This window comes from Prevotella sp. P6B4 (assembly GCF_000619985.1).
Lineage (GTDB): Bacteria > Bacteroidota > Bacteroidia > Bacteroidales > Bacteroidaceae > Prevotella.
Genome location: NZ_JHVE01000024.1, coordinates 19759 through 34448 on the forward strand (window position 1 = coordinate 19759; position 14690 = coordinate 34448).

A 14690-nucleotide genomic window follows, 5' to 3' on the forward strand; every position below is an offset into this window, starting at 1 on the left:
TTTTTACCTTCTTCTTTCAGTGATGATGCCGTGACGATAGGCGTAGAGCAGTTCCTTTAGGTCGGTAATCTGACATTTCAGCTCCTCGCCCTTGTCGGTATCGGCTACCAGCATACGGTGAGCCGACATTTCGATAATCTGGGTGGTCGACTTAATGTCAATCTCACGCATGATGGCATCGCGGGCCGATGTGAAAGGTTCATGCTGAACCAGTTGGAAACCTCGTGAGTGATAAACCAATGTATAGCCGGCAATACCTGTCTCTTTATGATAGGCCTCTGAAAAACCACCATCAATCACCATCAATTTGCCACCGGCTTTGATGGGATTCTCGCCACTACCTGCATGTACCGGTACGTGGCCGTTGATAATATGGCGGTTGGTGCCCTTTACACCAAAGGCGTCGAGAATGCGGTCGCATACCTCTTCACTATCACGTAGTTTAAAGTAATTGCCTTTCTCCTCCTTATAGGTTTCCTTATCGCTCAGGAAGTAGCGCTCAAATGTGGCCATCTTCGACTTGCAGAATAGAGGAGAGTCCTGGCCGCACCACAGATAGAGGAAGTAATCACGAGCGTATTCCCTGTCGGTCGAATCGTTTTGGAAAGCCTCGCGAATCATCATACCGATGTTGTGCATCAGTTCCTTACCTGCGTATTTCCTGCCAGGATAGATTTCTATCTCTTTCAGGGAACCATCGCCATTGAGTGGAATAGCGGCATGGAACAGCAGATTCGAGTTGCTGATAGCATACATGCAACCGTGCGAGAGTAGGGTGCGGATGTGCTTGTGCAGCTTTTCGCTGATGCGGAAAGAGTGGTGCAGTTTTTGCATCAGGTCAGTCTCCTCGTTAGTGAGTTTGTTGGGAGCTTGCGGATCGACTGTAGGGAAACTGCAGCTCTTCATCTTATAGACCTTTCCGTCTATGGTACATTCCCCTTTGGTGTAATCTACCATATTGAGCATGCAGCGGTCAAGCATCTGCCACTCAGGACGGCGCTGATAGATTTCAGCCTCGGTCTTGAACTGCAGTACGGCAATCGCCTTATGCATCTTGGCTGTGAGCAGTTGTGTCTTCTCATCCATCTTATTGCCTGGCATGAGCTTGGGCATAAACTCCTCGCAAGGATCCTCACCATACACATCGAGCGCAAAGGTGGCCAGTGGTACCAGGTTGATACCATACTCCTCGATTGTGTTAAGGTTGGCGTAGCGCAGACAGAGGCGCAGCACGTTGCAGATACAGGCATCGTTACCTGCTGAAGCGCCCATCCATAGCACATCGTGGTTGCCCCACTGGATGTCCCACGAGTGATACTGACGCAGGGTGTCCATAATGATATGTGCGCCGGGACCGCGATCGTAGATGTCGCCTAAGATATGCAGTTGGTCGATGGCCAATCGCTGGATGACATTACAGATAGCACAGATAAAATCGTCAGCACGACCTGTAGAAATGATGGTGTCGACAATCACGCTTACGTAAGCAGCCTTATCGTTATCGCTCAGACTCTCGTGCAGCAGTTCTTCGATGATATAGGCAAAGTCACTGGGTAGTGATTTGCGTACTTTTGAACGTGTATATTTGCTGCTGACATCGCGGCACACTTTTACCAGTTGGTGGATGGTAATGCGGTACCAGTCCTCTATATCTTTTTCCTGGGCCTTAATCAGTTCCAGTTTCTCTTCAGGATAGTATATCAGGGTACACAACTCTTTCTTCTCGCTTTCTCGGATGTTGTTGCCGAAGAGTTCGTTGACTTTTCGTTTGATATTGCCTGAGGCATTCTTCAGAATATGTCGGAAAGCCTCACTCTCGCCATGAATATCGGCCAGAAAGTGTTCTGTGCCTTTTGGCAGGGCCATGATGGCCTCTAAGTTTATAATCTCGGTAGATGCAGCGGCAACCGTTGGGAATGATTGCGACAAAAGCTGCAGATAGTGCAGATCGGTATCGTTGTTAGTGAGGTGTTTCATATCTTCAGATGATTTCTTAGATTATTGCGCAATTTCTCAGTAGCCTTGTCGTCGAGTGGAGGAATGGGCATATAGCCCTCATCTAATAACACTTGCTCGCTCAGAACTTGTATCAGGCGGGCGGCATTTTTGGTTAGTGTGGCTTCTTCCATCTTCTCGGCCAACTGTTCATCGTTCACGTTCTCGCGATACAGTTCGCGTGTCAGTTCTATGATACCAAGCATGGTGGGCGTCTTGAGCATCTGTCGGATGATGCGCATCAGGAAGTCAGTCTGATTGCCTTGATAGTCGCCAACCAGTTCCTTGATGGGTTGTGGCCTTTTATAGTTGTGAGGAAAATAAGCAGCAATCCGTGCGGTATCGATGAGTGGAGCCGAGAGGCCCAGTATACGGATACCATAATCGGTATAGTTGCTGATGTTTTCGTGTTCGGCATAGAGTAGCAACTGGCGCCAGTTGATAAGTCGTGGGTCCATCTCGTTGGTGTCAACCCAACGTTTGTCGCCCATGATACCAGCTTTCAGGATAACCGTCATGGCCTTGATGGTGTGCTCATCCATCAATTCGAGTGTGTTCGAGTCGAGTATTTTCTGATAGATGGCAAACGTCTGCGAAACCATCTCGGCAGGGGTGATGGTATTGGTGGTAACAGCATTGCGTATCTCTTCTATGCGGGGATTCCAACACAAATTCTGGAAGCTCTCACGCTCCATCTTACCCATGGTAATTACTGCATAGGCTTTCTCTATGTAATCCTTCTTCGAGAAGAGAACCTCCAAACGATCGTTGGCACGCTGGAAACCTATCGCCCATGGTTCTAACTGTCCATGTAGGGTGATGACATAGCGGATGTTTAGTTTGCGGGCACAGCGCATGGCTTTAGTCTGCAATGACTGATTAATACCATGAATGTGTATCAAGTCAGCCTGTATGTCACGTGCCTGTTGGTAGAAGGATTTGTTGTTGTCGGCCACCATGATGTTGGCACTCTGTTTCAGTCCTTCTGCCAGCAGCTGAACATGACGCTGTATCAGTTCGCTATTTTTGGGGTAGATATGTAATATATTCATATCTGCTAAACTGGTTTTTCCAGAAAATACGCCAGCGCAATGCCTGTCGTTCAACGAACGATGGTTTTAGTTCGAAAAACTTCAGGATATCGATGGCAGCTGATTTCTTGATAATGATAAAATCGTATCGCCCCCAACGGTAGTGGTAGCGCTTGCGGGTTCTCACCTTTTTCAGTCGGCGCTCTATGCGCGTAATGTGGTCTTTGGCCTCATCTACGTCGTAGAAAGCTTGCAGTTTAATGCCTTTCTTGGTAAGATAGCCTAACGTCAGGTCGGCCGTATCATCCATACTATCGTTGATAGCCTGCAGAATATCTGCGTTTACCGGCGCATGACTGGCGTTGGCAAAGATTAGCCAATCGTTTTTTGCAGCCTTGATGCCAATGTTATAGGCCTGCTTTTTGCTCATGGCGTAGCCTTCGATCTTTGGCAAGAAGGTGGTATAGAGGTGGGGGTGATCTTTTTTGAGAAGCTTCAGTATATCGGGCGTCTCATCAGTAGAAGACTCATCAACCACCACAACCTCGTAGCCAGGCTGGTACTGCTGCGTAAGGTATGCCGTTAGGTTTTCTTGCAGCTCGTACGCCTGGTCGTACACGGTCATGATAACAGAGAATCTCCGTTCGTCTTTATTCATTTCACTTTTCACTTTTCACTATTACAGCTCATCGCTCATATACCCCTTGGGTAAACGGCGACAGTTATACTGCGATGCCATGATCTCACCATAGGCACCAGCCGATCGGATGGCCAACAGGTCGCCACGTTTCGCCTTGTTAAGGTCAATCTGCTTGGCAAACACGTCGGTCGACTCGCAGATAGGACCTACCACATCGTAGGCTTCCATGGGCTCTTCGCTGGTGAGATTCTCTATCTTGTGGTATGCCTGATAGAGCGCAGGGCGAATCAAGTCAGTAAAACCGGCATCAACAATGGCGAACTTCTTTACGGCACCTTCCTTAATATATAAGGTACGTGTGATAAGGCTTCCACACTGAGCTACAACGGCGCGACCCAGTTCAAAATGTAGTGTCTGTCCTGGTTCCAGCTTCAGCTTCTTTGCGTATGTATCGAAGTACGCTTTGAAGTCGGGGATGGGTACACGGTTGGGATGGGCATAGTCAATACCCAGTCCGCCTCCCACGTTGATATGCTCAACACGGATGCGGTGGCTGATGAGTTCCTGCTGCAACTCGTTGACACGGTTGCATAGGGCTTCAAAATCGCCCATGTCCAATATTTGTGATCCGATATGGAAGTGCAATCCCACAAACTTCACGTTCTCCAGTTTCTCAGCTTCTCGAATCACCTTCACCATATCGCGCATGGCGATACCGAACTTATTCTCGGCCAGACCGGTGGTGATGTTAGCATGGGTATGTGCGCCCACGTTTGGATTCAGACGGAAAGCCACACGAGCCACTTTTCCTTTGGCGGCTGCCAACTCGTTGATTACTTCAAGTTCAGGGATGCTCTCAACGTTAAAACAGAAAATGTCGTTGTCTAGTCCAAGTTTGATCTCCCAGTCACTCTTGCCTACACCAGCATATACAATCTTATCCTGCGGGAAGCCGGCTTTGATTGATGCCTCGACCTCGCCACCGCTCACGCAGTCGGCTCCCAGTCCAGCCTCTCGTATGATGCGCAGGATGCGTGGGTTAGCGTTAGCCTTTACTGCATAGTGCACCACAAAGCCTTCGTGTTTGCTGGCTTCGTTGTTAATTGTCTGTAATGTCTGGCGCAGCAGAGCTGTGTCGTAGTAGTAGAAAGGCGTTTCGATATCCTGAAGCCTCTCTACTGGGAAAATTCCTTTAGCCATTGTCTCGTTTGTCTCTTTCTAATTTTTACATTTTTAATTTTTTACATCTTTACTTTTTAAAGATGGTGTCGCTCAGTTTCTGAAGTGCGCGTTTCTTGTCTTCCTCGCGAATCAGGAACGAGATGTTGTAGTTCGAACCTCCGTAGCTTACCATGCGTACAGGGATGTCCTTCAGGGCATCGAGTGCGATGGTCTCGAAACCTACATTGCTCCAATCCAGGTCGCCAACCACGCAGATGATACACATATTGGTATCAACGGTAACGGTACCATACTTCTTCAATTCGTCAACAATCTCACCCAGATGTGCAGAGTTGTCGATGCTCATCGATACGCCAACCTCTGAGGTGCAAACCATGTCGATAGGAGTCTGGTAGCTCTCGAAAATCTCGAATACCTTGCGCAGGAAGCCGGTAGCCAGCAGCATACGACTCGATTTGATCTTGATGGCTGTGATATTGTCCTTGGCAGCGATGGCCTTAATCTTACCATACTCGGTCTTGTTGCTGATGGTAGTACCCTCTGCATCAGGATCCATGGTGTTCAGCAAACGAACGGGGATTCCTGCATACTTAGCAGGCTGAACGCAGGTGGGGTGCAGAATCTTAGCACCGAAGTAAGCCAGCTCGGCAGCCTCCTCGAAGTGCAACTGGTGAACAGGCTCAGTACCATCAACCACGCGTGGGTCGTTGTTGTGCATACCATCGATATCGGTCCAGATTTGGATCTCATCGGCACCGATAGCGGCACCAATCAGCGAAGCGGTATAGTCAGAGCCACCACGCTGCAGGTTGTCAATCTCGCCATAGGCATTGCGGCAGATGAAACCCTGAGTGAGGTAAACCTGTGCGCCCTCGTTCTCCTTCATCAAGGCAGCCAACTTCTCTTTGATATATACGGGATCGGGTTCAGCGTTCTTGTCGGTACGCATAAAGTCGAGTGCGTTGAGCAATACGGCCTTGATACCAATCTCGTTCATGTAGTTAACCACCATATTGGTCGACATGATTTCGCCCTGAGCCACGATACTCTTTTCCTCGAATGATGTAAAGAGCTCCTTGGTGAATGAACGCAGGTAGTCGAACTCTGATTTCAAGAACTCGCGTGTTTCAGCCTTAGTAGCATCCTTGGCGTAGAGCTCATCTACGTGCTTGTCGTACTTCTGCTCCAGACGGTTGATAACCTCGTTGGCACCATCGGGATTCTTCTTGTAGAGATAGTCTGAAATCTCTACCAGACTGTTAGTGGTGCCCGACATGGCTGAGAGCACTACGAAAACGGGTTCGTTAAACTTGGTGACAAGTGCAGTCACCTCTTTCATTCTCTCTGGACTGCCGACGGATGTTCCGCCGAATTTCATTACTTTCATAAGCCTTATATATTATTTGTTTTCTGCTTTCTTAATGATTACTTGCTCCATTTTTCCATCTTGGCATTGGAACGCCTTGCCAGGATACTTGTGTACCAGCGCAATGTTGTGAGTCGACATTACCACAGCTGTACCCGTCTCCGAGATTGTCTTCAACAGCTGCATGATACTGTCGGCGGTCTCCTTATCCAGATTGCCTGTAGGCTCATCAGCGATGATGAGCTTGGGCGTGTTCAGGATGGCGCGGGCAATAGCCACACGCTGCTGTTCACCTCCCGACAACTCGTTGGGCATCATCATCTTCTTGTCTAGAAGTCCAATCTGGGTCAACACTTCGTCGATGCGCTGATTGATGGCGTCGTTATCTTTCCAGCCAATAGCCTTCAGCACAAATCGTAAGTTCTTATAGACAGTACGATCGTTCAGCAACTGGAAGTTCTGGAATACTACTCCCAACTCTCTACGCAAACCAGGAATATCCTTACGGCGGGTGGTCTTCAGGTCGCGCTCTAATACGGTGGCCTCGTCAGCCTCGTCGATATCCAGTTCACAGTAGAGGGTTTTCAGTAGTGAACTCTTTCCAGAGCCTACACGACCGATGATATACACCAGTTCGCCTTCGGCCACCTCGAAGTTCACTCCTTCAAGTACCTTCGTACCAGAATCCTGGTATACGTTTACATTCTTATAATTAATCAGCATATCTAAAGTTCAATGCTCAATGTTCAATGTATAATGTTATTTCATTTTGCCTGCGGCTTTGGCTTCGCGGCGCTGCTTGTCCCAGTTGGGATCGTGGCGCTTGTGCAGTTCATCGGCCACCTGTTCGATACGCAGCCCCTTGCTAGTGAGCAGTACGGTGAGGTGATACAGCAGGTCGCTGGCCTCATAAACCAGATGCTCGTCGGTGCCGTTGGTGGCCTCGATAACAGTCTCTAAGGCCTCCTCGCCAACCTTCTGGGCTATTTTGTTGATACCATCTTTGAAGAGCTTAGTGGTATAGCTGCCCTCGGGCATCTCCTGGTGTCGCTTGTCAATAAAGTCCTGCAACTCGCTCAGGAAAGCTACGCCGCTGTCGTTGCTCTCGCCCCAACAGGTGTCGGTACCTGTGTGACAGGTTGGTCCGTCGGGCGTAGCCTTAACCAACAGAGTATCGTTATCGCAGTCCACTTTGATATCTACCAGATGCAGAAAGTTGCCACTGGTCTCGCCTTTGGTCCAAAGGCAGTTGCGACTGCGGCTCCAGAATGTAACCTTCTTGGTGTCGATGGTCTTCTGGTAAGCCTCTTCGTTCATATATCCCAGCATCAGCACGTTCTTGGTCTGTGCATCCTGGATGATAGCGGGCACCAGGCCTCCGCTCTTTTCAAAATCTATCTTCATTTTCTATTATTGTTTCTTTATTTAAACTAGTCCTTTAGTCCTGTCGTCCGTTGCTAAACTCTCACATTGATGCCTTCGGATTTGAGGTACTGTTTTAATTCGGGGATGGGAATCTCGCCGAAGTGGAACACACTGGCAGCGAGGGCGGCATCGGCATGTCCTTCAATGAAGGTATCGCGGAAATGCTCCTTTTTGCCTGCACCACCGCTGGCGATGATGGGGATCGAGAGGTTGTCGGCCAACTCACGTAGAGCCTCGTTGGCATAGCCTTCTTTCACACCATCGTGATCCATCGAGGTAAACAGTATCTCGCCTGCACCACGCTCCTGAGCCTCGTGCGCCCACTCAAACAGTCCGCGCTCTGTGCGCTCGCGTCCGCCCTTCAAGTAGCAATGCCACCCGTCGGCATCGAATCGTGCGTCGATGGCGCAAACGCATACCTGCGAGCCGAAACGATTGGTAATCTCGTCGATGAGCTCTGGTCTGCGGATGGCAGCGCTGTTCACACTCACCTTGTCGGCTCCGGCATACAGCAGTCGCTCTACATCGGCCAGCTCGTTAATGCCGCCACCTACGGTAAAGGGGATATTTATTTCCTTAGCCACACGTGTTACCATGTCGGTAAACGTTTTGCGTCCCTCGAAGCTGGCGGTAATATCTAAGAAGCAGAGCTCGTCGGCACCTTGCTCGCTGTAGGCTTTGCCCAGTTCAACGGGGTCGCCAGCCGAGCGCAGGTTTACAAAGTTGGTGCCTTTAACGGTCTCGCCGTCCTTTACATCCAAACAGGGTATTATTCTTTTTGCTAATCCCATAATCATTCATCTAGCTTGATCAGTTCGCGAAGGTCGATCTTGCCTTCGTAAATGGCCTTTCCGAATACTACGGCAGGTACGCCAATAGCTTCGAGGGCCTTGATATCTTCGATATTTGATACACCGCCACTGGCTATCAGGTGCAAGTCGGGGTATTTCTCCATGATGCGTGCATACAGCTCGAAGGCAGGTCCGCTCAGGGTGCCGTCTTTCGAAATTTCGGTGCACAGCACATTCTTTACACCCGCATCCACGTATTTCTGTAGGAAGGGCAACAGATCCTCTTCCGAATCATCCTTCCAGCCATTAATGCTGATTTTGCCGTTACGTACGTCAGCTCCCAGAATAATGCGGTCGGCACCGTATTTCTGGAGCCACCATGTAAACAGGGTGGGCTGTGTGACGGCTATCGATCCGATGGTCACCATCTTGGCACCAGCGTCGAAGGCTGCCTCGATATCGGTGTGGGTTTTAATGCCACCGCCAAAATCAACTACCAGATTGGTCTCAGTAGTAACATTGCTCAGCACCTTGCTGTTAACAATGTGTTTTGACTTGGCGCCATCAAGGTCTACCATATGCAGACGCTTAAAGCCGATTTTTTCAAACTCGCGTGCCATTTCTAAAGGCTCGCCGTACTCGGTTTTCTGGTCGTAGTCGCCCTTGGTCAGTCGTACGCACTTACCAGCAATAATGTCGATAGCGGGAATCAGTTCAATCATAAGTCTATAAAGTTTTTAATAATCTGTTCGCCCACCTTACCACTCTTTTCGGGGTGGAACTGGCAGGTATAGAAATTATCCTTGTGCATTGAGGCCGAGTAGGGCAGAATGTAGTCTGCCGTAGCGATGGTCTCGTTACATACAGGCACATAGTAGGAGTGTACAAAGTAAACGTAAGGATGCTCGCCCAGATTCTTAAGAATAGGGTTTTCAGTTACTTGTAACTCGTTCCATCCCATGCAGGGCACCTTGTCCTCATGGCGCTCAGGCTGAAATCGCTTCACTTCGGCATCGAAAATGCCTATACACTCGGTATCGCCCTCCTCGGAGTGGCGGCACAGCAGTTGCTGCCCCACGCAGATGCCGAATACGGGCTGCTTCAGGTCGCGAATCAGCAGGTCGAGCTTGCGAGCACGCAGATAGTCCATGGCTTCGCCAGCGTGACCTTGTCCAGGAAACAGCACCTTGTCGGCCTTCATCAGCAGTTCGGCATCGTCAGTCAGCATGGGTTCGATACCCAGGCGCTTCAGTGCGTTCACCACCGAATAGATATTTCCTGCGTTGTATTTTACTATTGCAACTTGCATTCTTTTTTTTCTTTTGCTGAATTTTTAACTGAAGATGATCGTTTTGTTCTTGTACGTAAGAATTTTGCGCTGGATGTGCTTGCTCACGGCGTGTGAGAGCACAATTTTCTCCAGGTCCTTACCTTTGAGCACTAAGCTCTCGGGTGTGTCTTTGTGAGTGATGCGTGTCACATCCTGCTCAATGATTGGACCTGCATCCAGTTCTGCTGTCACATAGTGGCTGGTGGCACCGATGATCTTCACACCACGCTCGTAGGCCTGATGATAGGGTTTGGCACCGATGAATGCTGGCAGGAATGAATGGTGGATGTTGATGATATGGTGTGGATACTCAGCAATCATTTCGTCGCTGATAATCTGCATGTAGCGTGCCAGTACAATGAACGAGATGTCCTCCTTCTTCAGCAGTTCCATCTCGGCCTTTTCTACTTCTTCCTTGTTCGAGTGGTCTTTCTTGATGCTCCATACGTAGTAGGGGATGCCGAACTGATCGGCTACATAGCGAAGATCCTCGTGGTTGGAAATAATACAGGGAATGTCGCAGTTGAACTCTCCTGCCTTCCAACGTGCCAGCAGGTCGTACAGGCAATGGCTCATCTTCGAAACGAAAATAGCCATGCGTGGACGCTTATCGCTGTAATACAGACTGAACTTCATTTGGTAACGCTGCGCATAGAGGGTTGTGATATAGTCGTAGATCTTGTCGCGTGGAATCAAGAATCCTTCCAATTCCCACTCAATGCGCATAAAAAACATACCGTCGACCTTGTCCACATACTGGTCCAGATAAACGATATTTCCCTTATTATCGGTAATAAACTTGGTTACTTCCGAAATAATGCCCTGCTGATCGGGGCAGTGGAGTAGCAGAATTGCTGTTGTATCCATCTTTACTTACTTATTTTTACCTATAAAATTCAAGGCGCAAAGATACAAAAAAAGATTTTAAATCCTGCCAGAAAATGGATAAATATCTAAACTTTGCCAAAAATAGTGCCGCAAATCACTATATATGCAGTTTTTTTGCTATATTTGCAGCGGAAATTTTGAATACTAACACGATTTTACGTATGGAATATATGTCACAAGAGGGCTGGGACAAGCTCGTTAATGAACTGAAACAACTGGAGACGGTCGATCTTCCAGCCTGTAAGGATGCTATCAGCGAAGCGCGTGATAAGGGCGACCTGAGCGAGAACTTCGAGTATCATGCTGCCAAGCGCGAGCAAGGTCGTCTGTTGGGACGTATCAGTTTCCTGCAGAAGGTGCTGGAGAATGCACGTGTCATCGATACCAACTTGTTGGGTAGCGATTGCGTAGGGCTGCTGAGTAAGGTTGAGATGACCAATTTAACCAACAATGCTAAGATGACTTATACCATTGCCAGTCCTCACGAGGCAAATCTGCGTGAGGGAAAGATCAGTATCAAGTCGCCTATTGCTCAGGCGCTTCTGAATAAGAAGGTGGGCGATGTGGTTGAGGTGCGTGTTCCTGCTGGTTTGGTGAAGTTGCGTATAGAAAATATCACATTAGGATAATAACACAAAAATGATGAAAAAGATTGTACTTATTACTGGTGCTACAAGTGGCATCGGAGAGGCATGCGCCCGTAAGTTCGCCCAGAATGGCGACAAAGTGATTCTCACAGGTCGTAATACCACACGTTTGGAGGCGATTGCTGCCGAACTGAAGGCACAGGGTGCCGAGGTTCTCACGTTGCAGTTTGATGTGCGCAACCGTGAGGCTGCAAAGGCGGCTGTCGAAGGTCTGCCTGCTGATTGGCGCGCGATTGATGTACTGGTGAACAATGCTGGACTGGCTTTGGGCCTGGAGCCCGAATACGAGGGCGACTACGATGATTGGGATGGTATGATTGATACCAACATCAAAGGTCTGCTCACGATGACTCGTCTGGTTGTGCCAGGTATGGTTGAGCGCAATAGCGGCCATATCATCAATGTGGGCTCTGTAGCTGGCGATGCCGCCTATGCCGGAGGCAATGTGTATTGCGCCACCAAGGCTGCTGTCAAGGCATTGAGCGATGGCTTGCGTATCGATGTGGCCAACACCGCCATCCGTGTCACCAACCTGAAGCCTGGATTGGTAGAGACTAATTTCAGCAACGTCCGTTTCCATGGTGATACCGATCGTGCGGCTAAGTTGTATCAAGGCATCAAGCCCCTCACTGGCGACGATATTGCCGATGTAGCTGTCTATGCAGCAAACGCTCCCGCTCACGTGCAGATAGCCGAGGTACTCATCCTCGCTACCCACCAGGCCAGCGGAAGCGTCATCGTTCGTAAATAAATCCTGCCGTTGCAGCTATTGCGCGGTGGCTTGTTTCATCCCCTCAACAAACTTGGCTTGCAGTTCTTGCGCCAGTTGGTTGTGGGGATTTAGTTTGAGCGCCTTTTCGTAGTTCTGCATCACGTCGAGATAGTACTTCCTGCCGTTCTGGGCGGGATCCTGTACAATGCGCACCATCAACAGGAATCCGCGCAGGGTGCAGAGGTCCGACTGGTCGGCACCTTTCATCTGTGCCAACTGTCCGATGGTCTGCTCGGCTTGTGCCAGCACCTGCTCTGTCTGTGGAGCCTGCGGGTTGGTGATGGCGTAGTTCAGACTGGCCAGAGCCAACTGGTACTTAGGTCCCACGCTGTCGGGCTGCATGGCCTCTAAGCGTTTCAGCATGCCAATCTGGTTCAGCATGTCGTCGCTGCCGGGCTGCTGGGCAAATAAGTTTGTTACGCTTGCGAAAACGAACACTACTGTAGCAACTACGTGCTTAAAAATTTGATACATCATAAGCTTTATTATTTTTAAGTGAAACTAATATGGTTACATAGAAAAATCTGTCGCGATTGGAGGTGATGCCCCTTCCTGCAGCATCGTAACGGTGGATGTTGGTGCGCCCTAATACATTGTTGAACGAGGTGTAGATGATGATCTTCGGACTGAGCAGATAGGTCAGGTTCACATCCACGCTGTTATAGTGCGGGGTGGTGCCCTGGACAAAGTGGCGCCCTGTGGCATAGCTTTCGGCCACACCTAAGATGCACTTGCCGATGGTGTATTTGGCCGATAGGCGCAGGTTGTGGCGCGAGGCAAAGCTGGGTGTGCAAAGCTCGGTGGCGTCCTGATACAGGCGCTCCGCATCGCAGAACGAGTAGGCGAGGGTGGTGGTGAGCCGTGGGGTGATAGAGTGGTCCTCGGCATACACATCCACACCCCTGCTGGTGCCATAACCATCAGCTAACCACTGGCCTTGCGGTATTCGGGGCAGATGACGATAGCTCTTTAGATAAGGCTCGATACGCAGCAGCGATGAGGCCGAACGGTACTGCATGCTCAGTATCAGGTGGTTGGCTGTGCTCTGGCGCAGTTTGTCGCCGCTCTGTGCCTGCTGGTCGTCTTGTGGTGTCTGGCTGTACCGGCCTGTCACCAACGATAATTGCAGGCGCTTGTTGGGGATATAGCTCAGCGTGGTTCTCGGCATCAGCAGCCAACTGTGTCGTAACATCTCGGCACGGCCCGAAACATTTAGAAAAACCTTGGGTAGCAGTCGTAGCTGTGCATCGGCGTGGGCACCCAGGATGTTGTAATCGAGCGTGTAGTGATAGGGTGCGAAATCCAGCGTGCTGTGACGGATATAATCCTCGATGCCCACCTGCAGTTTCAGGCGCTCGTTCACCACCTTGCGTAGCTGGGTCTTCAGGTGCACCTCGTTGCGATAGTTGCGGTAGTGGTCACCAGCGGTCACAGCATCGTCGATATGGTTCCACACACTCGAGTTGGCAATGCCTGCAAACAGTGTGTAGCCGTGCCCCAAGGTAGTCTTGTAGGTCAGGTTGGCGTAGATGTTGTGCTCCTTCAGGCTGATGTGGCGATCGTCTTCGTTGAGGCCTACCGATGTGAGGTCGTAGCCTACGTACGATTTCAGCACGCTGTTGCTGCCGAACTCCTGCTTGTACTGTGCCTCGCCCGATAATTTGCGATAGGGCCTTGAAAAGTCCTGTCGCTGGGCGAACAGCCGGTCGTAGAGCCCCATGCTGGTATAGGTGGTGTTGAACGACAGGGCGCTGGTGTTGAACACCTTGGTGCCGCCTATGTTCCAATCTACCAGCGAGGCGCTCACACCCAACTTGTCGCTGGTGGCCATATCCGTTGTCTCCATCGGTAGCACAGCCGATAGCGCCTGTCCGTATTCGCCGTTGTAGCCGCCTAATGTGAAGTTGATACCTTTGAAGAGGAAGGGCGAGAATCGTCCGCGTACGGTGGTATTTTCTGTGTTGGTAGTGTAGGGCACCAGCACGTGCATGCCGTTGATAAATGTCTGGCACTCCTCGCTCTCACCGCCGCGTACGTACAGCTTGCCGTCCTCGCCCACCTTCTGGGTGCCAGGTAGCGACTGCAGGGCAGCCACCACGTCGCCGCACGAGTTGCCGCTCATCACCACGTCGAGTGCATCCATCGTCTTAAAGCCGTCGCTCTTGCCAAAGCTGAAGGTACTGGCTGTTACCACTACCTCGCTGATGCTTGTGGCGCGCTCGTGCAGCCTTACGTCGATATCCTTCAACTCGCTCACGTGGGCGGTGCGTGTGTAGTCGTCGTAGCCCATGTAGGTCACCTTCAGTGTCACCTCGCCCTTCTGGGTGGTGGTAAAACAGAATCGGCCCAACGTGTCGGTCATGCAACCGTCAATCGTACCTGAAATAAATACATTGGCAGCAGCCAGCGGTTCTTTGCCGTCGGATACTGTGCCCGTTACTTTGGTGGTCTGTGCAGCCAAGTTGCAGGCTGCCAGCAGACAAATGATGATATGTGCAAACTTCTGTTTCATGCCGCAAATGTACGGCACGTTTTTCATAGTTCCAAATTTTGCTGACCATCAGCTAAAACTACTGACGGAAAGCTAAGTGCGTTGACGAATGACGCGTTTTCCGGACGAATG

15 protein-coding genes are annotated in these 14690 nt (G+C 50.1%); 2 read left to right on the top strand and 13 right to left on the bottom strand.

What is annotated here, in order from left to right:
- Positions 1-3: 3 nt before the first annotated feature.
- Genes T491_RS0113525 through purU form a run of 11 tightly spaced genes read right to left on the bottom strand, consistent with a single transcriptional unit; the run spans position 4 to position 10627 of the window.
- A complete protein-coding gene (locus T491_RS0113525) occupies positions 4-1977 on the bottom strand; it encodes a fructose-bisphosphatase class III (RefSeq protein WP_028904353.1) in 1974 nt (657 codons plus the stop codon).
- On the bottom strand, positions 1974-3047 hold the full coding sequence (locus T491_RS0113530; RefSeq protein WP_028904354.1) for a glycosyltransferase: 1074 nt from the start codon (positions 3045-3047) through the stop codon (positions 1974-1976). Before T491_RS0113530 ends, T491_RS0113525 begins: the two co-directional genes overlap by 4 nt.
- Positions 3016-3684 (bottom strand): glycosyltransferase family 2 protein, encoded by a 669-nt coding sequence (locus tag T491_RS0113535; protein ID WP_081773394.1) that lies wholly within the window; start codon positions 3682-3684, stop codon positions 3016-3018. Before T491_RS0113535 ends, T491_RS0113530 begins: the two co-directional genes overlap by 32 nt.
- 21 nt (positions 3685-3705) lie before the next feature.
- The gene (lysA, locus tag T491_RS0113540) at positions 3706-4866 is read right to left on the bottom strand and encodes a diaminopimelate decarboxylase (protein ID WP_028904356.1); all 1161 of its coding nucleotides are present in this window, start codon (positions 4864-4866) and stop codon (positions 3706-3708) included.
- Positions 4867-4915: 49 nt separating this feature from the next.
- On the bottom strand, positions 4916-6235 hold the full coding sequence (locus T491_RS0113545) for an aspartate kinase (RefSeq protein WP_028904357.1): 1320 nt from the start codon (positions 6233-6235) through the stop codon (positions 4916-4918).
- A gap of 12 nt (positions 6236-6247) precedes the next feature.
- Positions 6248-6937 carry a cell division ATP-binding protein FtsE gene (locus T491_RS0113550; RefSeq protein ID WP_028904358.1) on the bottom strand — a complete coding sequence of 230 codons (690 nt, stop codon included), beginning with the start codon at positions 6935-6937 and terminating at the stop codon, positions 6248-6250.
- Between the two features lie 36 nt (positions 6938-6973).
- Positions 6974-7618, bottom strand: a complete 645-nt coding sequence (hisIE, locus tag T491_RS0113555; protein WP_028904359.1) for a bifunctional phosphoribosyl-AMP cyclohydrolase/phosphoribosyl-ATP diphosphatase HisIE — start codon at positions 7616-7618, stop codon at positions 6974-6976.
- Positions 7619-7671: 53 nt separating this feature from the next.
- Positions 7672-8430 carry an imidazole glycerol phosphate synthase subunit HisF gene (gene hisF, locus T491_RS0113560; protein WP_028904360.1) on the bottom strand — a complete coding sequence of 253 codons (759 nt, stop codon included), beginning with the start codon at positions 8428-8430 and terminating at the stop codon, positions 7672-7674.
- Positions 8431-8432: 2 nt separating this feature from the next.
- Positions 8433-9152 carry a 1-(5-phosphoribosyl)-5-[(5-phosphoribosylamino)methylideneamino]imidazole-4-carboxamide isomerase gene (gene hisA, locus T491_RS0113565; protein WP_028904361.1) on the bottom strand — a complete coding sequence of 240 codons (720 nt, stop codon included), beginning with the start codon at positions 9150-9152 and terminating at the stop codon, positions 8433-8435.
- Positions 9149-9739 carry an imidazole glycerol phosphate synthase subunit HisH gene (gene hisH, locus T491_RS0113570; RefSeq protein WP_028904362.1) on the bottom strand — a complete coding sequence of 197 codons (591 nt, stop codon included), beginning with the start codon at positions 9737-9739 and terminating at the stop codon, positions 9149-9151. Before hisH ends, hisA begins: the two co-directional genes overlap by 4 nt.
- 24 nt (positions 9740-9763) lie before the next feature.
- A complete protein-coding gene (purU, locus tag T491_RS0113575) occupies positions 9764-10627 on the bottom strand; it encodes a formyltetrahydrofolate deformylase (RefSeq protein WP_028904363.1) in 864 nt (287 codons plus the stop codon).
- Positions 10628-10809: 182 nt separating this feature from the next.
- Between purU and greA the strand changes: the two genes are divergently transcribed.
- Positions 10810-11277: a transcription elongation factor GreA gene (greA, locus tag T491_RS0113580; protein ID WP_028904364.1), complete on the top strand. Its 468-nt coding sequence runs from the start codon at positions 10810-10812 to the stop codon at positions 11275-11277.
- A 13-nt stretch (positions 11278-11290) separates the two neighbouring features.
- Complete coding sequence (locus T491_RS0113585) at positions 11291-12046, top strand: SDR family oxidoreductase (protein ID WP_028904365.1); 756 nt, start codon at positions 11291-11293, stop codon at positions 12044-12046.
- 15 nt (positions 12047-12061) lie between these two features.
- On the opposite strand, the gene T491_RS0113590 is transcribed toward T491_RS0113585, so the two are convergent.
- Both T491_RS0113590 and T491_RS0113595 read right to left on the bottom strand, forming a co-directional pair.
- Positions 12062-12544 carry a hypothetical protein gene (locus T491_RS0113590; protein ID WP_155950146.1) on the bottom strand — a complete coding sequence of 161 codons (483 nt, stop codon included), beginning with the start codon at positions 12542-12544 and terminating at the stop codon, positions 12062-12064.
- On the bottom strand, positions 12525-14579 hold the full coding sequence (locus T491_RS0113595) for a TonB-dependent receptor (protein ID WP_028904367.1): 2055 nt from the start codon (positions 14577-14579) through the stop codon (positions 12525-12527). Before T491_RS0113595 ends, T491_RS0113590 begins: the two co-directional genes overlap by 20 nt.
- Positions 14580-14690 lie beyond the last annotated feature (111 nt).

Coding starts and splice junctions, on each gene's coding strand:
- T491_RS0113525 (WP_028904353.1), bottom strand. CDS start 1,977: ATGAAACACCTCACTAACAACGATACCGATCTGCACTATCTGCAGCTT.
- T491_RS0113530 (WP_028904354.1), bottom strand. CDS start 3,047: ATGAATATATTACATATCTACCCCAAAAATAGCGAACTGATACAGCGT.
- T491_RS0113535 (WP_081773394.1), bottom strand. CDS start 3,684: ATGAATAAAGACGAACGGAGATTCTCTGTTATCATGACCGTGTACGAC.
- lysA (WP_028904356.1), bottom strand. CDS start 4,866: ATGGCTAAAGGAATTTTCCCAGTAGAGAGGCTTCAGGATATCGAAACG.
- T491_RS0113545 (WP_028904357.1), bottom strand. CDS start 6,235: ATGAAAGTAATGAAATTCGGCGGAACATCCGTCGGCAGTCCAGAGAGA.
- T491_RS0113550 (WP_028904358.1), bottom strand. CDS start 6,937: ATGCTGATTAATTATAAGAATGTAAACGTATACCAGGATTCTGGTACG.
- hisIE (WP_028904359.1), bottom strand. CDS start 7,618: ATGAAGATAGATTTTGAAAAGAGCGGAGGCCTGGTGCCCGCTATCATC.
- hisF (WP_028904360.1), bottom strand. CDS start 8,430: ATGGGATTAGCAAAAAGAATAATACCCTGTTTGGATGTAAAGGACGGC.
- hisA (WP_028904361.1), bottom strand. CDS start 9,152: ATGATTGAACTGATTCCCGCTATCGACATTATTGCTGGTAAGTGCGTA.
- hisH (WP_028904362.1), bottom strand. CDS start 9,739: ATGCAAGTTGCAATAGTAAAATACAACGCAGGAAATATCTATTCGGTG.
- purU (WP_028904363.1), bottom strand. CDS start 10,627: ATGGATACAACAGCAATTCTGCTACTCCACTGCCCCGATCAGCAGGGC.
- greA (WP_028904364.1), top strand. CDS start 10,810: ATGGAATATATGTCACAAGAGGGCTGGGACAAGCTCGTTAATGAACTG.
- T491_RS0113585 (WP_028904365.1), top strand. CDS start 11,291: ATGAAAAAGATTGTACTTATTACTGGTGCTACAAGTGGCATCGGAGAG.
- T491_RS0113590 (WP_155950146.1), bottom strand. CDS start 12,544: ATGATGTATCAAATTTTTAAGCACGTAGTTGCTACAGTAGTGTTCGTT.
- T491_RS0113595 (WP_028904367.1), bottom strand. CDS start 14,579: ATGAAACAGAAGTTTGCACATATCATCATTTGTCTGCTGGCAGCCTGC.